Source organism: Halomonas shengliensis (assembly GCF_900104135.1).
In the GTDB taxonomy this organism is placed as follows: Bacteria; Pseudomonadota; Gammaproteobacteria; order Pseudomonadales; family Halomonadaceae; genus Halomonas; species Halomonas shengliensis.
In genome coordinates this window covers 138,754-160,330 of the sequence record NZ_FNIV01000003.1, presented here as the reverse complement: position 1 = coordinate 160,330, position 21,577 = coordinate 138,754, and the positions used below count along the sequence as shown (strand labels likewise).

The 21,577-nt window shown below is 69.4% G+C and carries 23 protein-coding genes and 1 tRNA gene; 5 read left to right on the top strand and 19 right to left on the bottom strand.

Annotation, left to right across the window (positions count from 1 at the left end):
* Nucleotides 1-8 precede the first annotated feature (8 nt).
* From cyoE to BLP95_RS05705, 4 genes are read right to left on the bottom strand one after another with little or no spacing between them, the layout of a single operon-like run.
* Nucleotides 9-938: a heme o synthase gene (gene cyoE, locus BLP95_RS05720; RefSeq protein WP_089677657.1), complete on the bottom strand. Its 930-nt coding sequence runs from the start codon at nucleotides 936-938 to the stop codon at nucleotides 9-11.
* Between the two features lie 16 nt (nucleotides 939-954).
* Nucleotides 955-2,016, bottom strand: coding sequence for a COX15/CtaA family protein (locus BLP95_RS05715; RefSeq protein ID WP_089677441.1), 1,062 nt, complete (start codon nucleotides 2,014-2,016; stop codon nucleotides 955-957).
* A gap of 23 nt (nucleotides 2,017-2,039) precedes the next feature.
* Nucleotides 2,040-2,588 carry a hypothetical protein gene (locus BLP95_RS05710; RefSeq protein WP_089677440.1) on the bottom strand — a complete coding sequence of 183 codons (549 nt, stop codon included), beginning with the start codon at nucleotides 2,586-2,588 and terminating at the stop codon, nucleotides 2,040-2,042.
* Nucleotides 2,585-3,292 carry an SURF1 family protein gene (locus BLP95_RS05705; RefSeq protein ID WP_245678693.1) on the bottom strand — a complete coding sequence of 236 codons (708 nt, stop codon included), beginning with the start codon at nucleotides 3,290-3,292 and terminating at the stop codon, nucleotides 2,585-2,587. Before BLP95_RS05705 ends, BLP95_RS05710 begins: the two co-directional genes overlap by 4 nt.
* Before the next feature lie 10 nt (nucleotides 3,293-3,302).
* Here BLP95_RS05705 and BLP95_RS05700 point away from each other — a divergent pair, with 10 nt between their 5' ends.
* Entirely contained in the window at nucleotides 3,303-3,494 is a 192-nt protein-coding gene (locus BLP95_RS05700; RefSeq protein ID WP_089677438.1) for a DUF2909 family protein, read from the top strand.
* 23 nt (nucleotides 3,495-3,517) lie between these two features.
* Here BLP95_RS05700 and BLP95_RS05695 read toward each other — a convergent pair whose 3' ends face one another.
* The 5 genes from BLP95_RS05695 to BLP95_RS05675 form a co-directional block, all read right to left on the bottom strand.
* On the bottom strand, nucleotides 3,518-4,375 hold the full coding sequence (locus BLP95_RS05695) for a cytochrome c oxidase subunit 3 (protein WP_089677437.1): 858 nt from the start codon (nucleotides 4,373-4,375) through the stop codon (nucleotides 3,518-3,520).
* Complete coding sequence (locus tag BLP95_RS05690) at nucleotides 4,372-4,965, bottom strand: cytochrome c oxidase assembly protein (RefSeq protein WP_089677436.1); 594 nt, start codon at nucleotides 4,963-4,965, stop codon at nucleotides 4,372-4,374. The genes BLP95_RS05695 and BLP95_RS05690 overlap by 4 nt, the downstream gene beginning before the upstream one ends.
* A 24-nt stretch (nucleotides 4,966-4,989) precedes the next feature.
* Nucleotides 4,990-6,624, bottom strand: a complete 1,635-nt coding sequence (gene ctaD, locus BLP95_RS05685) for a cytochrome c oxidase subunit I (protein WP_089677435.1) — start codon at nucleotides 6,622-6,624, stop codon at nucleotides 4,990-4,992.
* Between the two features lie 68 nt (nucleotides 6,625-6,692).
* On the bottom strand, nucleotides 6,693-7,811 hold the full coding sequence (coxB, locus tag BLP95_RS05680) for a cytochrome c oxidase subunit II (RefSeq protein WP_089677434.1): 1,119 nt from the start codon (nucleotides 7,809-7,811) through the stop codon (nucleotides 6,693-6,695).
* Between the two features lie 158 nt (nucleotides 7,812-7,969).
* Entirely contained in the window at nucleotides 7,970-8,143 is a 174-nt protein-coding gene (locus BLP95_RS05675; protein ID WP_089677433.1) for a DUF2970 domain-containing protein, read from the bottom strand.
* A gap of 135 nt (nucleotides 8,144-8,278) precedes the next feature.
* On the opposite strand from BLP95_RS05675, the gene BLP95_RS05670 reads away from it, so the two are divergent.
* A complete protein-coding gene (locus tag BLP95_RS05670; protein WP_089677432.1) occupies nucleotides 8,279-8,608 on the top strand; it encodes a hypothetical protein in 330 nt (109 codons plus the stop codon).
* Nucleotides 8,609-8,666: 58 nt separating this feature from the next.
* On the opposite strand, the gene BLP95_RS05665 is transcribed toward BLP95_RS05670, so the two are convergent.
* The 3 genes from BLP95_RS05665 to BLP95_RS05655 form a co-directional block, all read right to left on the bottom strand.
* Entirely contained in the window at nucleotides 8,667-9,401 is a 735-nt protein-coding gene (locus BLP95_RS05665; RefSeq protein WP_089677431.1) for an LrgB family protein, read from the bottom strand.
* Complete coding sequence (locus BLP95_RS05660; RefSeq protein ID WP_089677430.1) at nucleotides 9,398-9,757, bottom strand: CidA/LrgA family protein; 360 nt, start codon at nucleotides 9,755-9,757, stop codon at nucleotides 9,398-9,400. The genes BLP95_RS05665 and BLP95_RS05660 overlap by 4 nt, the downstream gene beginning before the upstream one ends.
* 127 nt (nucleotides 9,758-9,884) lie before the next feature.
* On the bottom strand, nucleotides 9,885-10,151 hold the full coding sequence (locus BLP95_RS05655; protein ID WP_089677429.1) for a DksA/TraR family C4-type zinc finger protein: 267 nt from the start codon (nucleotides 10,149-10,151) through the stop codon (nucleotides 9,885-9,887).
* Between the two features lie 275 nt (nucleotides 10,152-10,426).
* Between BLP95_RS05655 and BLP95_RS05650 the strand changes: the two genes are divergently transcribed.
* The 3 genes from BLP95_RS05650 (at nucleotide 10,427) to BLP95_RS05645 (ending at nucleotide 11,487) form a co-directional block, all read left to right on the top strand.
* Nucleotides 10,427-10,503 (top strand) — tRNA-Pro (locus BLP95_RS05650).
* Between the two features lie 184 nt (nucleotides 10,504-10,687).
* Nucleotides 10,688-10,882, top strand: coding sequence for a hypothetical protein (locus tag BLP95_RS16690; protein ID WP_143004409.1), 195 nt, complete (start codon nucleotides 10,688-10,690; stop codon nucleotides 10,880-10,882).
* A complete protein-coding gene (locus BLP95_RS05645; protein WP_176760232.1) occupies nucleotides 10,879-11,487 on the top strand; it encodes a DUF2335 domain-containing protein in 609 nt (202 codons plus the stop codon). Before BLP95_RS16690 ends, BLP95_RS05645 begins: the two co-directional genes overlap by 4 nt.
* Nucleotides 11,488-11,558: 71 nt before the next feature.
* Here the strand turns inward: BLP95_RS05645 and BLP95_RS16685 are convergent, their stop codons facing one another.
* The 7 genes from BLP95_RS16685 to BLP95_RS05615 all read right to left on the bottom strand — a co-directional run bounded on the left by BLP95_RS16685 (nucleotide 11,559) and on the right by BLP95_RS05615 (nucleotide 21,211).
* Nucleotides 11,559-11,750, bottom strand: a complete 192-nt coding sequence (locus BLP95_RS16685) for a hypothetical protein (protein ID WP_143004408.1) — start codon at nucleotides 11,748-11,750, stop codon at nucleotides 11,559-11,561.
* A 212-nt stretch (nucleotides 11,751-11,962) separates the two neighbouring features.
* The gene (locus BLP95_RS05640) at nucleotides 11,963-13,177 is read right to left on the bottom strand and encodes a DUF4236 domain-containing protein (protein WP_089677428.1); all 1,215 of its coding nucleotides are present in this window, start codon (nucleotides 13,175-13,177) and stop codon (nucleotides 11,963-11,965) included.
* Nucleotides 13,178-13,285: 108 nt separating this feature from the next.
* Nucleotides 13,286-14,740, bottom strand: a complete 1,455-nt coding sequence (locus tag BLP95_RS05635) for a DNA recombination protein RmuC (protein WP_089677427.1) — start codon at nucleotides 14,738-14,740, stop codon at nucleotides 13,286-13,288.
* Nucleotides 14,740-15,630, bottom strand: a complete 891-nt coding sequence (locus tag BLP95_RS05630; protein ID WP_089677426.1) for a DUF7281 domain-containing protein — start codon at nucleotides 15,628-15,630, stop codon at nucleotides 14,740-14,742. The genes BLP95_RS05635 and BLP95_RS05630 overlap by 1 nt, the downstream gene beginning before the upstream one ends.
* 6 nt (nucleotides 15,631-15,636) lie before the next feature.
* Nucleotides 15,637-16,872: a hypothetical protein gene (locus tag BLP95_RS05625; RefSeq protein ID WP_089677425.1), complete on the bottom strand. Its 1,236-nt coding sequence runs from the start codon at nucleotides 16,870-16,872 to the stop codon at nucleotides 15,637-15,639.
* A complete protein-coding gene (locus BLP95_RS05620; protein WP_089677656.1) occupies nucleotides 16,869-17,495 on the bottom strand; it encodes a condensin complex protein MksE in 627 nt (208 codons plus the stop codon). The genes BLP95_RS05625 and BLP95_RS05620 overlap by 4 nt, the downstream gene beginning before the upstream one ends.
* A 26-nt stretch (nucleotides 17,496-17,521) precedes the next feature.
* On the bottom strand, nucleotides 17,522-21,211 hold the full coding sequence (locus BLP95_RS05615) for an ATP-binding protein (RefSeq protein WP_089677424.1): 3,690 nt from the start codon (nucleotides 21,209-21,211) through the stop codon (nucleotides 17,522-17,524).
* Between the last annotated feature and the right edge of the window lie 366 nt (nucleotides 21,212-21,577).

Here is a 21,577-nt window from a genome sequence, read left to right as displayed (position 1 = left end):
GCTTTTGCTTACGGCAGGGCCGGCGCCACCCACAGCGCCCAGGCCTGGGCGTAGTGGTCCAACAGCAGCACGCCGAAGAGCCCCAGGATATAGCGGATCGAGAACCAGAAGGCCGCCAGCGGGGCCTTCGGGTCGGCCCCCCGCCAGACCCGGAAGTTCCACACCATGAAGCGCAGGTTCAGCGCCATCACCCCCACCAGGTAGACGGCGCCGCTCATGCCGATCACGAAGGGCAACAGGGTCACCGCCACGGTGAGCCAGCCGTAGAGCCACACCTGCAGGCGGGTGAAGGCCTCGCCGTGGGTCACCGGCAGCATCGGCACCCCGGCCCGGGCGTACTCGTCGCGCTTGTGCAGCGCCAGCGCCCAGAAGTGCGGCGGGGTCCAGGCGAAGATGATCAGCACCAGCAGCAGCGGCTCGGGGCCGGCCTGGCCGGCTACCGCCGTCCAGCCCAGCAACGGCGGCGCCGCCCCGGCGACCCCGCCGATGACGATGTTCTGGGGCGTGGCGTGCTTGAGGAAGGCGGTGTAGACCAGCGCATAGCCGATCAGCGACCCCAGGGTGAGCCAGGCGGTCAGGGCGTTCACCTGCCACAGCAGCAGGCCGATGCCGGCCACCGAGAGCAGCGTGGCCCAACCCAGGGCGATGGGACTCGGCATGCGCTGTGCCGCCAGCGGACGACGCGAGGTGCGCAGCATCATGGCATCCAGCCGCCGGTCCACCACATGGTTGAAGGCCGCCGCCCCGCTGGCCGCCAGGCCGATCCCCAGCAGGCCGAAGAGCACCACAGCGGGGGAAGGCAGGGTCGGCGTGGCCAGCGCCATCCCCACCAGGGCACACACCAGCATCACCGCCACCACCCGTGGCTTGCCCAGGGTCACCAGGTCTCGCCAGCCCCAGGCGGTCGGTGCCACGACGGGGAGCTCGGCGACTCGCATCTCGCCGGTCAGCGCTTCAGACATGGGCCCACTCCTTCTCGGTCGGTTGTCGTATCGTGTCGGCCTGGGGCGGCAAGGCCCGCCATGCCCAGGCCGCGAGCGCCAGGCCGAGCACCAGGGCCACGGCACCGGCGGTGTGCAGCAGGGCCAACCACAGCGGCAGCCACAGCAGCACGTTGGCCACCCCCAGCAGGAACTGCATGCCATAGGCGAGCCCCAGGCCCGCCAGCCAGGGGCGCATGGCCCGCTCCCGCCAGGCGCTCAGCACCAGCGCCAGCAATGCCACCCCCAGCGCCAGGGCCCCCAGGCGGTGGCCCACCTGGATGGCGGCGCGCGCCTCGGCATGCAGCTGGCCATGCAGGTAGTTGGGCCCCACCGCCTGGGTCAGGTGGTACCCCTCGCTCCAGTCCAGGGCCGGCCACCACTCGCCGTTGCAGGTGGGGAAGCCCTGGCAGGCGATGCCGGCGTAGTTGCTCGACACCCAGCCCCCCAGCGCCAGCTGCATCACCAGCAGGGCCGCGGCGACGCCCCACAGCGGGGTGAGGCGGCGGCGAGGCGGCGCCACGCCCCCCAGGGTCAGGCGCCCGGAGGCGCAGCGGCGCAGGCGCAGGTGCAGCCACAGGAACATCAGCATCACCGAGAGCCCGCCGAGCAGGTGCAGGGTGACCACCTGGGGCCACAGCTTGAGGGTCACGGTGAAGGCACCGAAGGCCCCCTGGAGCAGGATCAGCGCCAGCAGCCCCAGGCTCACTCCCCACGGGTAGTCGGGGCGCCGGCGCAGCGGCCGACCCAGCACCACCAGGACGATCACCAGCAGTCCCAGGGCCGAGGCCACATAGCGATGGATCATCTCCATCCACGCCTTGGCGCCCTCCAGCGGCGTGTCGGGGCTATGTGCCAGGGCTCGCGCCTCGTCCGGCACCACCAGGGCACCGTAGCAGCCGGGCCAGTCCGGGCAACCGAGCCCGGCATCCACCAGGCGCGTCCAGGCGCCCACCAGGATCACCACCACCGTAGCCGCCACCCCCACCAGGCTGAGGGCCTTGAGCAGCGCCAGTCGTCCCTGTTGCTCGTGCATCGTCGTCTCTCCCTCCGCGGGCCTCAGCGCCCGGCCAGCTCCTGGCCACCCTGCCAGGGAGCCTCCGGATTCATGCGCAGCAGTTTTCCCAGGTCATCCTTCACCGCATAGGGGTCGACGTCCGCCGCATAGCCCAGCACCGGCAACCCCCGGGGGTCGAGCAGCCACAGGCGCTCCCCCTCGGCCCAGTCAGGCCGCTTGCGCCATTGCGCCACCACCTCGCCGGGCAGGGCCGACTCGCTGCCCCCGACCCGCAGCCGGCTGACCCGGGGCGCCTCGCGCCCCAGGGCCCGGTGCAGCCGCCACCAGAGATCGCCACGCTCGGCGCAACGCTCGCGACAGTCGAAGGCCAGCACCCAGTCGCCGGCCAGTGCCTCGTCGACCGGGGCATCCAGCGGCCACTGCGCCAGGCTCGGCACCCCGGGCCCCAGCTCGCCGTGCGCCGTGCGCCCCTCGGGGATCCCCACCCGGGTCAGCGCCATCACGGTGGCCACCAGCACCGGCAGCGAGAGGAAAAGCAGCAGGGCCGCCAGCTTCAGGCGCCCTCGGGACGCGGGGGATGCAGCGCTCATCGAGGCTCCTCCTTCGAGATGTCACGGCCCAGGTGGCGCCCACCCAGGATCATCACCGCCAGGGCCGCCAGGGCGAGACCCCACCACTGGATGGCATAGCCGACATGACGGCTCGGTGGCAGCACGTTGGGGGTCCACCAGGCAGGCAGCGCCCCGGGCCCTTCCTCCAGGTGCAGCCAGCCGGCATGGGCGAAGTCGAGCGGCCAGACCTCCAGCGCGATGCGCTGCAGCCGCGCGCCCTCGCGGTTGGGCCCGAACAGCGGCGCCCCCTCCCCCGCCGCCTGCCAGCGACCGCGCAGGGTCACCCGCCCCTGCGGGGTGTCGACGACGGGGTCGGCGCGGCTGGTACCGGTCTCCAGGAAGCCACGCTGGACCAGCCACAGCCGGCCGTCGTCGCCGCGCAGCGGGGTCAGCGGGGCCACCCCCAGGCGGCCATCATGGGTGCGGTTGTCCAGGAACAGGGTGTGATCCGCCAGGTACTCGCCGGAGAGGGTCAGCCGGCTGCCCTCGGGGGGCGCCTCTCGAGGAGCCGTCAGGGTCGGGGCACCGGCCAGGCGCGCCAGGTAGGCACGCTTCTCCGCGGCGCGTTCCCACTGCCACAGGCCGAGCGCCAGCCCCAGCACCACCAGCAGCGACCACAGCGCATACCACAGGCGTTGCCGCCATCGGCCGCGGCGGGCATGCTGAGAGGACGTGATACTCAAGGTGCTTGCCATGCTGCTCAAGATCCTGATCGCTATGGTGTTCCTGGCCATGCTGACGAGCCTGGCCGCCGGCGCCGGCTTCCTGCTGCGCGACGGCGGCGCCTCGCGGCGCCTGCTCGTCTCCCTCAAGCTGCGGGTGGCGCTGGCGGCCACCCTGCTCGCCCTGCTGCTCTACGGCTTCTACGCCGGCAACCTGGCCTGATTTTTTTCTCTGGAGCCCAGGCCTCAGAAGACATAGACGAACAGGAAGAGGCCGATCCACACCACATCCACGAAGTGCCAGTACCAGGCGGCCGCCTCGAAGCCGAAGTGGTGCTCGGGGGCGAAGTGCCCGCGCAGGATGCGGATCAGCATCACCGTGAGGATGGTGGCCCCGATGATCACGTGGGCACCGTGGAAGCCGGTAAGCAGGAAGAAGGTCGCCCCGTAGATCCCCGCCTGCAGGGTGATCCCGTAGTGGTGGTAGGCCTCGTAGTACTCCACCCCCTGGATGACGATGAAGGTGAAGCCCAGCAGCACCGTCACCAGCAGCCAGTTGCGGGTGGTGTCGCGCATGCCTTCCTTGAGCCCCTCGTGGGCCACGGTGAGGGTGATGCTCGAGCCCACCAGGATCAGGGTGTTGACCAGCGGCAGCTGCCAGGGGCTGAAGGTGTCGCGCGGCCCGGCGACGTCGCCCGGCGGCTCCAGCAGCGGCCAGCTGGCGGTGAAGTCCGGCCACAGCAGCGCCGCCACGCCCTTGGCACCCTCGCCGTCGAGCCATGGCAGCGCGAAGGTACGCACGTAGAAGAGCGCGCCGAAGAAGGCCGCGAAGAACATCACCTCCGAGAAGATGAACCAGGCCATGCCCTGGCGGAAGGAGCGGTCCATCTGGGCGTCGTAGAGGCCGCTGCGCGACTCCTTCACTACGTCGCGGAACCACAGCCCCATCACCGCCAGCACCGCCAGGATCCCGAGCCCCATCAGCGCGCTGCCGCTGCCGTGCACCAGCACCATGCCGGTGCCGATCATCATGGTCCCCAGCGCCAGCGAGCCCAGTATCGGCCACTTGCTGGTTGCGGGGACGTAGTAGCTGCCACCACTCATGCCTCATCTCCTTTGCCGGCAGTCGCCCGCGCCTGAAGCGGCGCCTCGTCACGGGTGACCGGATACAGGGTGTAGACCAGGGTTACGGTATTGACGTCCTCGGGCAGGTCGCGGGTCAGCTGGAACACCAGCGGCGCCGAGAGCCTCTCTCCCGCCTCGAGGCGCTGCTCCTGGAAGCAGAAGCAGGCCAGCTTGCGCAGGTGCGGGGTCGCCCGGGGCGGCGTCACGCTGGGCACCGCCCGACCCCTGAGCGCCGTCTCGGCCCGGTTGTGGAAGGCGAACTCGACCTCGGCGCTCTGGCCGGGATGGACGCGTACCTGGCGTGTCTCGACCTCGAAGTTCCAGGGCAGCCCGGCGCTGCCACGGGTCACGAACTGCACCGTCACCATGCGCGAGGCGTCGACCTCCTCGTGCACCAGGGCCTGGGCCGAGCCGCTGGTCTTGCCGTTGAGCCCGGTCACCTCGCAGAAGACGTCGTAGAGTGGCACCAGGGCGAAGGCGAAGAGGAACATCCCGGCCAGGGCGAACAGCGTCTTGGCGACGGTGCGACGCACGCCCTGACGGCTGGCGGCTTCCCGGGCATCGGACATGGCGGTCTCCTCCTGGCGCGGGCCTCACTCGCCATCGCGGCGGAAGGTGGGCGGATGCTCGAAGGTGTGCAGCGGCGCCGGGCTCGGCACGCTCCACTCCAGGTCCTCGGCGCCCTCCCAGGCCTTGGCCGGGGCCTTCTCGCCGCCGCGCACGCACTTGATGATCAGCAGCACGAACAGCAGCTGCGAGGCGCCGAACAGGAAGGCGCCGAGGCTCGAGGCCACGTTGAAGTCGGCGAACTGCAGCGCGTAGTCGGGGATGCGGCGCGGCATCCCCGCCAGCCCCGAGAAGTGCATGGGGAAGAAGGTCAGGTTGACACCGATCACAGAGAGCCAGAAGTGCCACTGGGCCAGCTTCACGTTGGGGTAGTGGCCGGTCCACTTGGGCAGCCAGTAGTAGGCGGCGGCGAGGATCGCGAAGAGCGCGCCGGGCACCAGCACGTAGTGGAAGTGGGCTACCACGAAGTAGGTGTCGTGGTACTGGAAGTCCGCCGGCGAGATCGCCAGCATCAGCCCCGAGAAGCCACCGATGGTGAACTGCACCACGAAGGCCAGCGCGAACAGCATCGGCGGCTCGAAGCTGATCGAGCCACGGAACATGGTGGCGATCCAGTTGAACACCTTCACCCCGGTGGGCACCGCGATCAGCATGGTGGTGTACATGAAGAACAGCTCGGCGGCCAGCGGTAGGCCCACGGTGAACATGTGGTGGGCCCAGACCAGGAAGGAGAGGATGGCGATGGAGGCCGTGGCGTAGACCATGGAGGCGTAACCGAACAGCCGCTTGCGCGAGAAGGTCGGGATGATCGCCGAGACGATGCCGAACGCCGGCAGGATCATGATGTAGACCTCGGGGTGCCCGAAGAACCAGAACAGGTGCTGGAAGAGCACCGGATCGCCGCCACCGGCGGCATTGAAGAAGCTGGTGCCGAAGTTGATGTCCATCAGCATCATGGTGACCACCCCGGCCAGTACCGGCATCACCGCGATCAGCAGGAAGGCGGTGATCAGCCAGGTCCAGCAGAACAGCGGCATGTCCATCAGGCGCATGCCCGGGGCACGCAGGTTGAGGATGGTAGCAATGATATTGATGGCACCGAGGATCGAGCTGATGCCGGCGATATGCAGCGAGAGGATGAAGAAGGTGGTGGACGGCGGCGCATAGGTGGTGGAGAGCGGCGCGTAGAAGGTCCAGCCGAAGTTGGGCCCGCCCCCCGGCATCAGCAGGGTGCTGAGCAACAGGGTGAAGGCCACCGGCAACAGCCAGAAGCTGAAGTTGTTGAGCCGCGGCAGGGCCATGTCCGGCGCCCCGATCTGCAGCGGCACCATCCAGTTGGCCAGCCCCACGAAGGCCGGCATGATCGCCCCGAACACCATGATCAGCCCGTGCATGGTGGTCATCTGGTTGAAGAACTCCGGCACCACCAGCTGCAGGCCAGGCTGGAACAGCTCGGCACGCACCACCAGGGCGAAGATCCCGCCGATGAAGAACATCGTCAGCGAGAAGATCAGGTAGAGGCTGCCGATCTCCTTGTGATTGGTGGTGAGCAGCCAGCGCATCAGCCCGCGGGGTGGCGCGGCGTGGGCACTCGCCTGGCCGCCGGCACTGGCGGTGGAGCTCTGCTCGACGGGGTGATGCAAGGGCAGCTTCGGCGCCATGGTCAATCTCCCTGATCTTCGCGGTTCTTGTGTCGTCGCTGGGGACGGGGGAAGCCCCGAGGGCCGGCCTAGTCGGCCAGCCGCTCGGCGATCTCCGCAGGCTGCACCAGGTCACCGGTGTCGTTGCCCCAGGCGTTGCGTTCGTAGGTGATCACGGCGGCGATCTCCACCGGGTTCAGGGTGCTGCGGAAGGCCGGCATGGCCGCGCCCGACACACCGTTGACCACCGTATCGATGTGCCGCTCGCGGTCATCCATCAGCGCCTGGTTGCCGGCCAGCGCCGGGAAGGCGGGCGGGTTGCCGCTGCCGTCGGGTTGGTGGCAGGAGGCACAGACGGCGTTGTAGCTCTGCTCGCCGCGCGCCATCAGCTCCTCCATGGACCACTCGCGATCGACGCCCTGGGCCTCCTGGGCCGCCGCCTCCTTGCGCTCGGCCAGCCAGGCGTCGAACTCCTCGCCCTCCATGGCGTGCACCACGATGGGCATGAAGCCGTGATCCATGCCGCACAGCTCGGCGCACTGGCCGCGGTAGATGCCCGGCTCGTTGATGCGCACCCAGTTCTCGTTGACGAACCCCGGGATGGTGTCCTGCTTGACGGCGAGGTCCGGCACCCACCAGGAGTGGATGACGTCATCCGAGGTGAGCAGGAAGCGCACCTTGCGACCCACGGGCAGCACCAGCGGCTCGTCGACCTCCAGCAGGTAGTGCTCGCCGCGCTCCTCGGCGCCGCTGATCGCTTCGCGGGAGGTGCCCAGGTTGGAGGTAAAGGCGACATCCTCGCCCAGGTACTCGTAGCGCCAGCGCCACTGCTGGCCGGTGATCATCACGTCGAGGTCGGCGTCGGAGGGGTCGTACATCTTCTTGAGGGTGGCGGTGGCCGGCACCGCCATGCCCACCAGGATCAGCAGGGGCACCGCCGTCCACAGCACCTCCACCAAGGTGTTCTCGTGGAAATGGGCAGGCTTGGCCCCCTTGGAGTGGCGGAAGCGGAACAGGGAGTAGAACATCACCCCGAACACCACCACGCCGATGACCACGCAGATCCAGAAGATGGTCATGTGCAGCGAGTGGACCTCGCGACTCACGTCGGTCACGCCCACCGGCATGTTCCAGCCGTTGGCCATGGCCAGCGTCGTCATCAGGGGGACGACCAGGCAACCTGCCATCCACACGATGAACGTGCGCATCGGCGCCTCCTCCTTGCTTGTTGTTGTCGTCACACGCGTGGTGACCTGGCGGCAACCACGCGCGGCGTGTCGGAAAAGTTCAGCGACCTCTCATGAAGGAGTGTAGACGGCCTGCCCGTGACCGGCTGTCGCAGCCGCCGCCGCAGCCAACGCCAGTTTCAACGGGCCACGGCCATGGCCACCAGGGCCACCACCACCACCAGCACCAGCGCCATGAGGATGCCTACCACGATGAACATCAGGGGGCGTCCCTGCTCGAAGTCTTCCCGCCGCCGCACCTCCTTCTGCACCCCGAAGAAGGCCGCCAGCACCGACTTGACCACGCTCCACATCGCCATTCTCCCGTGACATGAATCAAACAACCCATGACCGCCCCAGGCCCATCACGGGCGGCTCTCCTATACTCTAGACACACATCCCGGGCCCGAGGCGACAGCGGCCCAAACGACGTTCAACGGGAGGTCATCATGGCCCAGAATGCATTCACCAACCCGATGTTCGACTGGTGGCAACAGCAGTGGATGAAGGGCGCCAACCCCATGGCCAAGGCCCAACTCGCCTGGATGGAGAGCCTCGCCGAGGCGCTGCAGTTCGAGGCCCAGTTCGTCAGGGCGATCGCCGAGAGCGGCGAGCGCATGGCCAGGTGCTTCGATGGCGAGCAGCCCACCACCCCCGAGGAGGTGCAGGCGTGCTACGAGAAGTTGGTCAAGGAGGTCGGAGACGCCCAGATGAAGCGGCTAGAACAGGCCACCCAGCTCACCCACGATTTCCGCAAGCGGCTCTGGGAAGAGATCTGACGGCCCGAGCGAGAAGACAGCGACCGAGCGACGCCCCCCCGCCGGGGGCGTCGTCGTTTCAGCTCCCCAGCCCCAGCAGGCGGGTGATCAGCGGCAGCAGGAAGGCCGTCAGCAGGCCGGTCAGCCCCATGGCGAGGCCCGAGAAGGCCCCCGCCACCGCGCCGATACGGGCGAATGCCTGGGCGGTACCGAAACCATGGGCCGAGAGGCCCAGCGCGAAGCCCTTGACCGCCGGGTCCTCGATCCTCAGCAGCCGGAACACCCAGGGCGAGAGCGCACAGCCGATGGAGCCCGTGAGCAGCACCAGCCCCGCCGCGAGCGACGGAATGCCGCCGATCTGCTCGGCGATGCCCATGGCGATGGGCGAGGTCACCGAGCGCGGCGCCAGGGAGAGCACCGTCTCGAGGCGTGCCCCCAGCGCCAGCGACAGCCCCACGGTGCTGGTCACCGCCACCGCTATGCCCACCAGGCAGGCCAGCAGCAGCGGTACCAGCAGGCGCCGGATCCGCTCACGATGGTCGTAGAGGGGGATCGCCAGCGCCACGGTAGCCGGCCCCAGCAGGAAGTGAATGAACTGCGCCCCCTCGAAGTAGGTGGCGTAGTCCATGTCCGCCAGCAACAGCAGCCCGATCAGCATGGCGATGGAGAGCGTCACCGGATGCACCAGGGGCGTGCCCCCCAGCGCCTTGTTGATGCGAACCGCCAGGGCGAACACCACCAGGGTGCCCAGCAGCCACAGCAGCGGATTGCCCGAGAGGTAGACCCACAGCTGGTCGAGGCTCGCCAGGTTCATCGCCCCTGCCCTCCCCGCCGCCGGTTGAGGCGATCCAGTACCCAGGCGGTGGCGGCCAGGGTCAGGCCGGTGGAGACCATCAGGGTCACCAGGATCGGCACCAGATCGCGTCCGATCAGGGCGAAGTGCACCATCAACCCCACCCCAGCCGGCACGAACAGCAGCGTCAGGTAGCATAGAAGCCCCTCGCCGGTAAGCCGCAGGCTTCTGGGCACCTTGCCCCTGACCATCAGCCCTGCCAGCAGGATCACCATGCCGATGACCGGCCCCGGGATGGGCAGCGTCAGTCCCCGGGCGATCACCTCGCCCAGGAACTGACAGGTAAGCAGCACACTCATCCCCATGATCAACGGCATTGTGCACCTCCGGTGGTCGACACCCCCCACGACGGCGTCACGCGGACGATGGCGCCGCACGTCAGCCACTCACCCACTCGCCTGGTCTTGCACCTGACGGGACTGCTCTCCAGGAAGCCGGTGTGTCTCATCGCAGCTGGCTGTCCTTGCTACCCCTGCGGTTGTAACCCGCTGTGGCGCCCTGCCGCCTGTCGCGCTCGGCCTGGCAGGCGACACACAGGCGAACCCCGGGGATCGCCTCGCGCCGCGCCCGGGGTATCTCCTCATCGCACTCCTCGCAGCGCGCCAGGCCCTCGCCATGGGGAAGCCGGCTGCGAGCCCGCTCGACCGCGTCCTCGACACTGGCATCGATCTGATCCTGAACCGCTCCATCCCTGCTCCATCCACCCGCCATGTCATCTTCCTCCTCGCCCTTGCGGCCGACTCTGCCGAGGCACCCCACGCGGCCACGCACCGCCTCGGCGCCTGGGCTTTCGACAGAACCCCTGCGCGCTACACCATCACTGCCTGGGCCATAGCATAGTGCATCGCGCTGGCCGGCCACAGCGCCCAAGGGCCAAGCAATTGAAAAGAAAGTGCTAAAGGGGCTTTTCATTTGCCGAGGAAAGCGCTAGTATACGCCTCGTTCTCGGGGCACAGGCCGAACGGCCAGGAACCGGGAAACAGAGTCGGAGCGTGGCGCAGCTTGGTAGCGCGTTGCAATGGGGTTGCAAAGGTCGCAGGTTCGAATCCTGTCGCTCCGACCAGAAACATCAAGAGAAACCGCCACTTACGGGTCATGCCGGGTGGCGGTTTTTCGTTTGGGCCTTGCGCAGCAATACCCGGATGAGAGTCCAGCTGGAGGTTGAGTCATCCCTAACGCATAATGAAACGCGACATCGCAGTGCATATGCTTTCAGAGAGCATTGTCGAGAATTCAGGAGTTACCTTATGAAAGTTCGCACCAGGCCGTATCGCAAGATCCGCACGGCGGGATCTGTCATGGAGATCTGGCCGGCGAGCAACTACCTCGAGCATATGCCCAAGGGTACGCCCCAGCAGCGAATGGGGCAGTATTGGCAAAACGTGGGTAATCAGCTTTGCAAATCTATCAAGGCTTATGAACAGCTGAGTCATAAACCATGAGTGATGAGGTGCCACAGGGGCACAGCGATGAGGATACTTCGTCGCCACGCGAGAAGCACCCGCCAGAACAAGATCCCGTCGGTGAGTACCTTGATCCGGAGATAGACACCGACGCGCTACTTCAAGGCCTCAAGAGCGGCCAGCTGACCCCAGGCCAACAGGAGGCCTTGGCCGGCATGCTCGTTGAGGATGAACCCCACCAGCATGTCATGGCCATTCAACAGCAAACGACCATGTACAGCGGCTCCCTGCCTCACCCCGACCACTTCAACTCATACGACGAGCATACGCGCCGCACAATCCTGCAGATGGCCGTGGAGGATCAGAAGCATACCCACGATATGCAGAAAACTGGCCTGAACGGTGCCATCGAAAAGGACAAGCGTGGCCAGCGTTACGGACTGACAATCGCCCTTGGAGGCTTTGTAACCGCTGCCATCATCGCGCCATTCAGCCCTGCCGTGGCCGGTCTCATCGGTGCGCTGGACCTGTTTGGCATGGTCGCCCTGTTCGTCGCTCCAAGAGTACTGGAGGGACGAGCAGCCAAGCAGCAGGCTCGCAACCAGGAGTCCGCTGAGCCGGACCGGTCCGCCGAATCAGAATAAGCCTCACTGCCACCCCGCAACCGCGAGGCATTAAGCGTCTTGCTCCGTGCCCTGCCATCCTGCCCTGCTGCTTAAAACCACTCGCTCATCTGCCCGTAGCCGAAGACGAACGCCAGCTTGCGAGCGCGGGTAAGGCTGACGTAGAGCAGCGCGCGCTCCTCGTTCTCGCGCTGGCGGCGGGTCACGGCGTCGGCGGCGGAATTGACCACCGGCGCCAGTGGCTCACCAGGCTGGGCGCTGCCGGCGAAGTTCTCGGCAAGCAAGCCACTTGGCCTGGTGCATGGCCACCACCGTCTTGCCGGTGCCGCCCAGCACGCTCACCGGCCCATTCTTCTTCCCTTTGGCCAGGCTCCGCTGGGCCGGGTGCATCTACCTTTTCTCGATCTGGCGAGGACCGGCAGGCCAGCCGCCACATGATGGAGGATGTCTTTTCCGAGCTTCCGACTCGATGGCATCCAGCACCTCGTCGGGCACTCTACACCAGCTTCAGCGGCTCGATGTCGCGGAAGATGCCGGTCTTGGTCATGTCGCGGCGCAGGGTGAAGGCCTCCAAGGCGGCCACCGGGTCGACCTGGTCGAGGCGGTCGAAACGGATCGCCTGCCACTGGGTGCGGGTGACCTTGACGCTGTAGAGGTACTGGTCGCGCTCGGCGCCGGTGGCGGGGTCGACCACCTGGCGGTAGCCGGAGACCCGCGCCTCCTTGATCCCCGGCAGGCGGGCGAACACCGCCCCCAGCACGCGGAAGGCGATGCCGTGGACATGGTCGCGGTAGAGCTTGCGCTGGCGGGTATCGCTCAACCGGCGTGGCGAGAGCTTGAGCTGCTTGGGGGGCATACCCCAATAGCGATCGGGCACCTCCTCCTCGCCGGGCAGGTCGATGTCCACGGCGATGGTCGAGATATCGCTGCCCAGGTCGAAGTCGATCAGCGTCTCCCGGGGCCAGTCGATCTCCTCCAGCCGCTCACGCAGGGTCGCCTCCATCGCCTCCGGATCGTCCCAGACGCCCTCGCTCTCGCGGCGATGGCGGGCGAACTCGGCGGCATCGTGCTCCGCCTTGCGCCACTCCCAGGCGCGGTAGCGCTCGTCGAACTCGGCGCGCTGCCGGCGGTTCTGCGCCTCCCGGGCGCGGTTCGCCGGCGGCCACAGCGCATGCCACCAGGCCGGGGGCTGCGGCTCGAACGGCGGCGGAGGCGGCTCGGCGAAGTCGCGCATCGCGTAGCCCGAGGCCTCGGGCGCCGGCGTCTCCTCGTGGAGGCGCCCCAGGCGATCGAGATCGGCGTTGAGGCGCTCGCAGTGGGCCTGGAGCTGCTCGCGCAGGCTCGCCTCGGCATGTCGACGCACCGCCCGCGCCTCGGCGTCCGACAGGGGCGTGCCGTCGGCATGGAAGTAGCGGAGCTGGCCGCTCTGTTCGACCTCGAGGGTCAGCGCCAGGCTCTCGCCCTCGGCCAGCCGCTGAGCCAGAGCCGAGGCCGCGGCGTCGCGGGTACCACGTCGCTGCCGATCGGCGCCGGAGAGCTTCTGCCGATAGGAAAGGCCGGTGCCGGGAATCCCGGCATGGCCATGCACGCCGCTCGGCCCCAGGCTAAGGCTGGCACCGCGCGGGCCCAGCGAGAGGCCGAGGCCGCGCTTGCTGAGGTTGAGGCGCACCCCGGGCGCCAGGCGGATGCGACGCTGGAAACGAAAGGCCATCTCGACTCCCTGTCCTGTGGGCTGTCAGCGCTCATGGCGACGCCGGGAAACCACCGGCTACCCCCAGCTGACCAGAAAAGCGCCCGTTTTCCAACGCCGGCCGAGGCGTCAGCCTTGTTGCCGATCATCGCTCCGCTCATCACCCGGCGTGGCGGTTCCCACCTCGAGCCGGGCGCGCTCCAACACCTCGGCGGGCAGTTCCTTCTTCACCGCCACGCCGAGCTCGCGGAACTCGCTGGCCTGCTTGACCAGGTTGCCGCGGCCGTTGACCAGCTGGCCCAGCGCCCGGTCGTAGCTCTCCCGCGCGCCGTCGAGCTTGCGCCCCACGTCCTGCATGCTGTCCAAGAAGGTGGCGAGCTTGCTGTGGAAGCGCTCGGCCTTGCGCGCCAGCTCGGCGCTGTGGCGGCTCTGGTTCTCGAAGCGCCACAGCTGGCCGACGATATTCAGGCTGGTGAGCAGCGTGGTCGGGGTGGCCACCAGCACGTTGCGCTCGACGGCGCGCTGATAGAGGATGGCGTCGTGGCGCAACGCCTCGATATAGGCGGACTCCACCGGGATGAACATGATCACCACCTCCGGCGAGTTGAGCCCCGGCAGGTCGTAGTAGTGCTTGTCGGCCAGCTCCTCGATGCGCTCACCCACCGCCCGGGCGTGATCGGCCAGCGCCCGCCGGCGGGTCGCCTCGTCCTCGGCGTTGACGTATTCCAGGTAGGCGGCAAGCGAGGTCTTGGCGTCGATCACCAGGTGGCGCCCCTCGGGCAGATAGACCAGCGCATCGGGACGGCGCTTGCCGGCCTCGGTGGTGAAGCTCTTCTCGCGCTGGTAGTCCTCACCGGGGCGCAGGCCGGCGCTGTCCAGCACGTTCTCCAGCATCAGCTCGCCCCAGTTGCCCTGCACCTTCTTCTGCCCCTTGAGCGCCTCGGTGAGCCGGGCGGCCTGGTCGGTGATGTCGCGATTGAGCTGCTGCAGGTGCCTGAGCTCGGTGGTCAGGCTGGCACGCTGGGCGGTCTCCTGGTGGTGCAGGGTCTCGACCTTCTCGCGGAAACCCTTGATCTCCTCCTGGAAGGGCCTGAGCAGGCCCTGCAGGTTGCGCTCGGAGAGCGACGAGAAGGCCTTGCCCTTCTGCTCCAGCAGCTCGTTGGCCAGGTTCTCGAACTCCACCTTGAGCTGGCCCTTGCTCTCCTCCATCCACTCTAGCTGGCGGGCGAAGTGCGCCTCCTTATCCTCCAGGCGGGTGGTCAGCTCGCCGTGGGCCTGACGCAGCGCATAGTAGGCCTCGCGCAGGCGCTGCACCTCGCCCTGCTGCTCGCGGTTCGCCTCGCGCTGGGTCTCCACCTCGCCCTCGGCCACCTGCAGGGCCACCACCTGCTCGCGCGCCTCCAGCTGCTGGGCATGCAGCTCGCCACGCAGGTCGTCCCGCTCACGGCGCGTGGCAGCGATGCGGCGCTGCTGGAGGGCGAAGGCGATCGCCAGGCCGGCGGCGAAGGTGGCCAGGCCCAGGATCAGGTGGGTCGTATCGAGCGTCTGCAGGAGTTCCACGGTGGCGTCGTCCGGTTGGGGCATCAGGAATTAGTGCGAGCATGCAGCGGCACCACGACCCAGTCGTCGCCGCTGCCGAACCACTGCTGCAGCAGGCCGCGCTGCTCGCCGAGCAGCAGCGCGAGATAGCCGGCCAGGGGGTGCCCGGCGGGCAGCGTGGCGGCATGGTCGCGCAGCGCCGCCTGGTAGGCCTGCTGCTCGGCAGGCAGCTGCTGCGGGTTGGCACGCGCCGCCACCACCGCCAGTGGCGGCAGCAGCAGGTGGCTGGCAGCGCCGGCGAGCGCGATGCTCACCCCCTTGGCATCGAAGTCGCCCAGGTAGAGATGGGGCCGGTGGCTTGCCGACCAGGCCCTGGCGAGGTCGGCGAAGCCGCCGCCGTAGTGGCGATCGCCACGGTAGAGCACCAGCGGGCGCGGCCAGGGCGACAGCGCCGGCGGCTCGCCTTGCAGCGCGTAGAAGCTGTCGAGGTTCTCGACCTGTACCAGGACATCGAAGGCGGCGAGGTCAAGCTCATGCCAGTCGAGGTCGAGGTGGTCACGCCCCCGGCAAGCGACCCCGGGACGGTTTACCGCCGGCAGGCTGGCCAGCACTCGCCGCTCGCGGGGCGCCGACCGTACGCCCTTCGCCTCGCGGTTGCCGAGGGCAGCCTGCTCGACGCTGGTCAGGCCGCCGAGCTCGGCGGCGATGGCGGGCTCACCCAGGGCGGCCAGGGCCTCGTCGATGTGGGCCAGCAAGTCACGGTCCAGCACCAGGCGGCCATGGCTGAGCCGCGAGCCGAGCTCGATATCCTGCGCCTGGCACCAGGCAACCACCTCTTCCACGGCCTTGCCGCGGGGCTTCTCCACCCGGGAGGTGCTGCGAAGCGCCAGGTCGGTATCGCGAAGCAGGCGGCGGGCGCGGGACGATAGCGGCATGGGACCTCAGGCGAGCTCAAGGACGACGTCGTGGATCAGCCGCACATCATTGTAGCGGCCGGCCTGGCTCTCCTGCGGCCGCAGGCGAAAGGCACGCTGCTCGCTGCGGGGCAGGCCCTGGAACTCGGCGATCACCTGGAAGAGCCAGATCTCCTCGCCCCAGGCGAACGCGCCCTGGGCCAGGAACTCGAGGGCGCTGAGCGGCTCGCCGCCATCCACCACGGCCAGGTAGAAGCGCTCCACGTCCTCCTTGAGGGCCTGCTGGCGCGCGGCCACCAGCGCGTCCTCCTGGGGCGCGGCGACGCCGGCGGCGCTCACCGGCTCCGGGCGATGGACGGGGGGCGGCAGGTGCTTGAGCAGCTCGCCGAGCACGCGGCCGTCGGGGTGGTGGTCCAGGGCGGCGGCGCCGGCGGCGACCAGCGGGGCGGCGCGGTTGACCAGCCCCGGCACCTCGCTGCGCCGGGCGTAGTTGCCGGGCACGAAGCCCGGGTGCTCGCGCAGGAAGCCGGCCATGCCGGCCACCAGGCGGCTACGCGACTGCTGCTGGCGGAAGCGCGCCATCAGCTCCACTAGGCGCCGCTGCACCTCGCGCAGGCTGGTGTAGTGCTGGGTGAGCTGCTGCTGCAGGCCGCTGACCAGCAGCTTGCGCAGGGCCCCGTCGCTGCCCACCAGGGTGATCAGCTCGTCGAAGTCGATCAGCGCCAGGCCGTCGAGCAGGCGCACGATCTGCTTCTGGGCGCGCTCGTTCTCGCGGATCTTGTCGGCCAGACGGCTGACGAAGCCGAAGTCGCCGTTGAGGCGCCGCCACAGGCTGTCGATGGCGTCGGCGAAGCGGCCGTTGAGGTCATCCACCTCCTGGCGCAGGCGCAGCAGCTGCTGCTCCTGGCGCCAGTACTCCCCCGCGTCGCGCGCCTCGCGGTAGCTCTGCACCAGGCCGCGCAACAGCTCCAGGGTCTCGGCGACGTCGGCGTTGACGTGGCGGCGGCTCTCGTCGGCGAGCATCTCGGCGATCAGCTCGCGCACCTTGGGGGCGAGCTTGACCCCGCCCTGCTCGTCCGGCCGCCACAGGATGCGCGCCGCCAGCAACCGGTTGAGGGCGGTGGTGGTGAGCCCCTCCAGGGGCACCTCGTTCCGGGCATAGCCGGCCATCAGCGCCTCGGCGTGCTTGCCGAGCAGCGCCAGGCGCTCGACGCCGGTGGCGATCAGGCGACTCTCCAGGGCATGGGCCGGCGCCTGGCTCACAGCAGGCGCTCCTGGGCGCTCGGCGCCTGGTCGTCCACGGGCAGGTTCTCCTCGTCGCGGATGAAACGCACCAGGTCGAGGAGGTAGTCGATCTTGGCGGTGACCAGGTAGTACTGGCGGTCGGCGTGGGGCTGGAGCAGGTAGCCGTGCTCCTTGAGCCGCTTGAAGACCTGCTTGAGCTGGGCGTCGAGCTGGTCGCTCTGGGAACCGAAGAAAGGGTCGGTGGCCAGGCGCTCGAGGCGCTCGCGCAGCCCCAGGTGATCCTCGCAGCGCGAGCTGAAGTCGGCAGGCTTGAGCACGTCGCCGGGGGCCGGCGGCCCGTCGCGCCCGAGCGCCTCCTGCACCAGCTGCAACCACTCCAGCAGCGGCAACAGGCTCGCAACGGTCTCGCCCAGCTGGCGGGAGAGCTGCTCCCGGGCGGCCTCGTCCAAGGTGTGCCAGGCCAGGAAGTAGACCGTGCCCTCATCGTTGGTAGCCAGCCGCCGGTTGAGCGGGCGCAGGTAGGCGTCGAGCCGTTCCCGGACCTCCTCGTCCTGCAGGCGGCGGAAGGCGCCCTCGTCGCTCACCGCGCAGATGAACTCGCCGGCCAGCAGCCGCTCCAGCAGGGGACCGAAGGCCACCATGGAGGGCGTCGTCATCGTGGGCTCACTCATGACGCCGCCTCCTCGGCGCGGGCCTGCAGGCGCTGGGCCAGGCGCGACAGGCGCGGCTCGATGCGCTTGAGGCGCCGCTTGGCCGGGGCGGCCTCGTCTCGGTCGATCAGATAGCGGTGGTGGAACAGCAGCAGCACGTCCGACTCCGGGTTGGGGAAGGCGCCGACGATATGGATGCGGTTGTTGTCGCAGGCGTCGAACAGCTTCTCGACGTTGTGGTAGGCCAGGGTGCCGATCTCGTCGATGGGCCAGTGGATGGTGATCCCGGCCTGGCCACGCAGCAGCCGGGTGAAGGCGAGCAGGAACTTGCACAGGATCAGGTAGGCCATGCCGTGGCTGGAGGATTCCAGCAACTGGCGGTCGCTGCGGATCACCAGGTCGGTGCCGCCCTCGTTGAGGTGCAGCTCCAGGCGCAGCAGGCTCTCGAAGCTGTACTGCTGGTCGCTGCGCAACAGCTCCACCACGTCTGCCAGGGCGTCGAGGTAGTCGTCGCCGGGCAGCGGCTGGCCGGAGTCGCGCCACTCGCGATAGCGGCGGGAGAAGCGCTTGAGCGGCTCCCAGAAGCCCAGCTCGTCGATGGTGGACTGGATCCTCACCTCGGCGCGGCCGATGCCCTCGAGCGCCAGGTCGTCGGCCACCTCCTCGGAGAGGCGCCGGCTCTGGGCGCTGATGCGCCGGTTGAGGTCGCTGAACACGGTGAAGAACTTGTCGAGGTCGTCGGAGAGGTTGCGTCCCTCCTGCAGCAGCTGCTGCTGCTGCCCCTCGAGGAGCTGGAGCATGCCGGCGATCACCGGCAGCAGGCGGCGCGGGCTCTCGCCCTCGAGCCGGGCTCGCTCGGCGGCCAGGGTCGCCTCGAAGTCGGCGCTGGCGCCCTTGATCAGCTCCGCCTCGAGCCGCTCACAGCCGCGGCGCAGGGCCTCGAGCTCGCGGGCGTGGTCGGCCAGCGCCTGGCGCAGGCGCTCGATGCGCTCCTCCACGTCGCCCGGCGCCTCGCCGCTGGCCTCGGGGGCCGGCGCCAGGGCCAGTCCCTCGAGGGTATCGAGCAGCGGCGCCAGGGTCTCCACCAGTGCCCGGGCGGCATCGCGCCGGGCCTTGAGCTCGGCGAGCGCCGCCTGATGCTCTCCCCGGGCGGCCTGGAAGTCGGCCCGCCGCTGCTCGCGCTCCCGCTCCAGGGCGTCGCGCTCACGGGAAAGCTCGGCCTCGCGGGCCACCAGGCGCGGCTTGCGCTCGCCCCACTCCACGCGCATGAAGCGGGTGTAGGCGTCGAGCTCCTCGCGGCGCGCCTCGGTCTCGCGCAGGCGCTTGCCCAGCGCCTCCAGGCGTGAGCGGGTCTCGCGCACGGTCGCCGGGTCGACGCCCTGCTCCGCCAGCTCGCGGTCGAAGGCGGCGGTGAGCTCGTCGCGCTGGCGGCGGTGCTCCTCCTTGTGCTCGGCGAGCTGGCGGCGGTGCTGGGCGATCCGCTGCTCGAGGGTCTCTACCTTCCCCTGATGGTCGGCGGCGAGCTCCAGGCGCTGGGCATGGTGGCCGTCGGCGAGCGCCTCCAGCGCCCGGCGCTGCTCCTCCTGCAGCGCCTCCCGGGCGGCCTCCTGCTCGGCCAGCGCCTGGCGGCAGGCGGCCTGGCGCGCCTGGCGCGCCTCGGCATGGCGCTGCTGGCACTGGCTGCGCGCCTGCAGGGCATAGTCCACCTCCTCGGCGGCGCGACGCCGGGTGCGGCGCGCCTCGTCGAGACGGGCGTCCGCCTCCTGAACCTTCTGGTGCCGACCCCGCAGGGCCTTCTCGGCGGCCCTCTCCTCCTCGCGGGCCGCCTCCAGCGCCGCCTCGGCGGCGGCGATCTCGGCCAGCAGGTCCGCCTCCTCGCGGGCATGGTCGGGCGGGGCGATGGCGGCGAGATCCAGCGCCAGGCCGTAGAGGTCGTCGCTGGCGGCATCGTTGAGCTGCGGGGCCAGGTCACGCCGCGCCAGCAGCTCGGGGGCGATCACCTTGCCCAGCCGCTGCTCCCAGCCCGGGCGATGGTGGCGCAGGAAGTGGCGCAGGCTGCCCTGGGCGGGGTCGCGCTGGGCCTCGAGCGCCTCGAGGCGCGCATCGGCGCGGCCGCGCTGGGTGCGGACGGTCTGCAACTCGTCCTCGGCGGCTTCACGCTCCTCCTTGCGGGCGTCGAGTTCACCGCGCAGCTGCTCCAGGGCGGCCGCGGCGGCACCCTGCTCGCTCTGGGCCTGGTCGACCCGGGCCTGGGCCTGCTCGGCCTCGCGGACCTCCTCGGGGCTCTGGGCATGATGCTCGAGCCGTGCCCGGAGCTCGGCGAGCCGCGTGGTCACCGCCTCCAGCCGCGTGCGGTAGTCGTCGTCGAGCGCCTGGCGACGCGCCTGGTGGTCGGCCTCCAGGCGGCTCTCGGCCTCGCGCTGGGCCTCGCGGCACGCCTCACGCTCCTCGCCCAGGGCGTCGATCCGCGCCTGGAGCTCGTCGCGGCGCGCCTCTAGCAGGTCGCCGAGCTCCACCAGGCGCGCCTCCAGCCTGGCCTTGCTCTCCTTCACTACCTGCTGCAGCTGCTCCAGGTGGTCGCGCAGCTGTTGCTGCTGCTCGCGCCACTGGGGCAGTGCCTGCAGGTCCTGCTCCAGGGCCGGCATGTCGGCCGCCTCGAAGGCCTCATAGCGATGCTGCAGGTCGTCGAGGTCGGCGCGGGTCTGGGCCAGCTCGCTGTCGAGGCGGCTGGCACGCTCGTTGAGGGCGTCACGCTTCTCCTGGTAGGCCGCCTCCAGGGCCTGGACATAGCGCTGGCGGCGCTGGATCTCGGCGTCGTGGTCGGCCTGCTCACGCTCGGCGCGGTGACGGTCGGCGGTGAGCTGGGGGCCCAGCTGCCACAGCGTGGCCTCGAGCTCGCCGATCTCGCCATCCAGGCGCTCGAGCTCGGCAAGCGAGCGCTGCAGCGGCGCCAGGCGCATGGACTGGCGCATACGGGCGATCCACTCCCGCGCCTTGGTGTTGCGGATGCGGGTCACCGGCAGCTCGACGCCATCCTCCTCGAAGATCGCCGCCAGCATGGTCTTGAGGGTGTCCATCTTGCCCTCCTTGGCGTGCACCGCCGAGACCAGCTTCTCCATGTGGCGGATGCGCTGACCGGGGCGCACCAGGCTGAAGCGGGCCGCCACCTGGCGCAGGCGCAGCGCCTCCTTGCGGCTGCCCCGGGGCTGGGTCCCGGTCTGGGTCCCGGTCTGGGTGAAGTCGTTCTGGACCACCGCGCGATACTCGGAGGTGGCCCCCAGCTTGGGCGAGACCGATACACCCCGCCGGCGCAGGCCGTTGGCCCACTGGGCGTAGTCCAGGGCCACCACCCCGGCCTCGCTCTCCACCAGGTAGTCCTCGGGGCGGTAGGCGTCGCCGACGAAGCGGTACTCGACCCCGCCCTCGCCGCGCCGGGTCAGCACCGCCTGGCAGACGTCACCCTCCTCGCGGCGATACTCGTAGACCAGGTAGCTGTTGCGGTGCGGCAGGTAGAAGGCGTCGAACTTGAGGCGGGTGCGCGGCACCACCCGGTTGGGCAGCTCGCCATAGAAGACCGGCACCAGGCGCTGCAGGGTGGTCTTGCCCGAGGCGTTGGTACCGCAGATGTTGGTGTGGCCCTCCACACTCAGCTCGACCACGCCCTCGAGGTGGCCGTGGATCATCACGATGCGTAGCAGCTGGCCCATGTCGCGTCCCTGGTCGTTTGGCATGGCGATACCGACTCATCATCGGCGAGCGCACATAGTGCCGGAGCGGCGAAGCCTTCTCAATCGACAGGGGTCGCCCGCGGGACAGGACGCCGGCAATCGGGCCGGCCGCGGCGCGAAGCGCGGGAACGCGGGGAGGAGAGAAAAGAGGAAGGGGGTGGCCATCCCTGGCCGGGGGAGAATTTCAGCCGATGTAGGCAGCGATCGCCTCGCGGGCGGCCTTGACGGCCTCGGCCTTCTGCAGCAGGTATTCCATGACTTCGGGGGTGTGGATGGGCAGTGACATGGCGTGTCTCCGTGTTGGTTACCCGTCTAATAAAGCGCACCGCCGCACAGATTTCAATA

What these genes read in the sequence shown, in the direction of transcription:
- cyoE (WP_089677657.1), bottom strand. Translation starts at nt 938, where the DNA reads ATGCGAGTCGCCGAGCTCCCCGTCGTGGCACCGACCGCCTGGGGCTGG.
- BLP95_RS05715 (WP_089677441.1), bottom strand. Translation starts at nt 2,016, where the DNA reads ATGCACGAGCAACAGGGACGACTGGCGCTGCTCAAGGCCCTCAGCCTG.
- BLP95_RS05710 (WP_089677440.1), bottom strand. Translation starts at nt 2,588, where the DNA reads ATGAGCGCTGCATCCCCCGCGTCCCGAGGGCGCCTGAAGCTGGCGGCC.
- BLP95_RS05700 (WP_089677438.1), top strand. Translation starts at nt 3,303, where the DNA reads ATGCTGCTCAAGATCCTGATCGCTATGGTGTTCCTGGCCATGCTGACG.
- BLP95_RS05695 (WP_089677437.1), bottom strand. Translation starts at nt 4,375, where the DNA reads ATGAGTGGTGGCAGCTACTACGTCCCCGCAACCAGCAAGTGGCCGATA.
- BLP95_RS05690 (WP_089677436.1), bottom strand. Translation starts at nt 4,965, where the DNA reads ATGTCCGATGCCCGGGAAGCCGCCAGCCGTCAGGGCGTGCGTCGCACC.
- ctaD (WP_089677435.1), bottom strand. Translation starts at nt 6,624, where the DNA reads ATGGCGCCGAAGCTGCCCTTGCATCACCCCGTCGAGCAGAGCTCCACC.
- coxB (WP_089677434.1), bottom strand. Translation starts at nt 7,811, where the DNA reads ATGCGCACGTTCATCGTGTGGATGGCAGGTTGCCTGGTCGTCCCCCTG.
- BLP95_RS05675 (WP_089677433.1), bottom strand. Translation starts at nt 8,143, where the DNA reads ATGTGGAGCGTGGTCAAGTCGGTGCTGGCGGCCTTCTTCGGGGTGCAG.
- BLP95_RS05670 (WP_089677432.1), top strand. Translation starts at nt 8,279, where the DNA reads ATGGCCCAGAATGCATTCACCAACCCGATGTTCGACTGGTGGCAACAG.
- BLP95_RS05665 (WP_089677431.1), bottom strand. Translation starts at nt 9,401, where the DNA reads ATGAACCTGGCGAGCCTCGACCAGCTGTGGGTCTACCTCTCGGGCAAT.
- BLP95_RS05660 (WP_089677430.1), bottom strand. Translation starts at nt 9,757, where the DNA reads ATGCCGTTGATCATGGGGATGAGTGTGCTGCTTACCTGTCAGTTCCTG.
- BLP95_RS05655 (WP_089677429.1), bottom strand. Translation starts at nt 10,151, where the DNA reads ATGGCGGGTGGATGGAGCAGGGATGGAGCGGTTCAGGATCAGATCGAT.
- BLP95_RS16690 (WP_143004409.1), top strand. Translation starts at nt 10,688, where the DNA reads ATGAAAGTTCGCACCAGGCCGTATCGCAAGATCCGCACGGCGGGATCT.
- BLP95_RS05645 (WP_176760232.1), top strand. Translation starts at nt 10,879, where the DNA reads ATGAGTGATGAGGTGCCACAGGGGCACAGCGATGAGGATACTTCGTCG.
- BLP95_RS05640 (WP_089677428.1), bottom strand. Translation starts at nt 13,177, where the DNA reads ATGGCCTTTCGTTTCCAGCGTCGCATCCGCCTGGCGCCCGGGGTGCGC.
- BLP95_RS05635 (WP_089677427.1), bottom strand. Translation starts at nt 14,740, where the DNA reads ATGCCCCAACCGGACGACGCCACCGTGGAACTCCTGCAGACGCTCGAT.
- BLP95_RS05630 (WP_089677426.1), bottom strand. Translation starts at nt 15,630, where the DNA reads ATGCCGCTATCGTCCCGCGCCCGCCGCCTGCTTCGCGATACCGACCTG.
- BLP95_RS05620 (WP_089677656.1), bottom strand. Translation starts at nt 17,495, where the DNA reads ATGGTGGCCTTCGGTCCCCTGCTGGAGCGGCTGCTGGCCGGCGAGTTC.
- BLP95_RS05615 (WP_089677424.1), bottom strand. Translation starts at nt 21,211, where the DNA reads ATGGGCCAGCTGCTACGCATCGTGATGATCCACGGCCACCTCGAGGGC.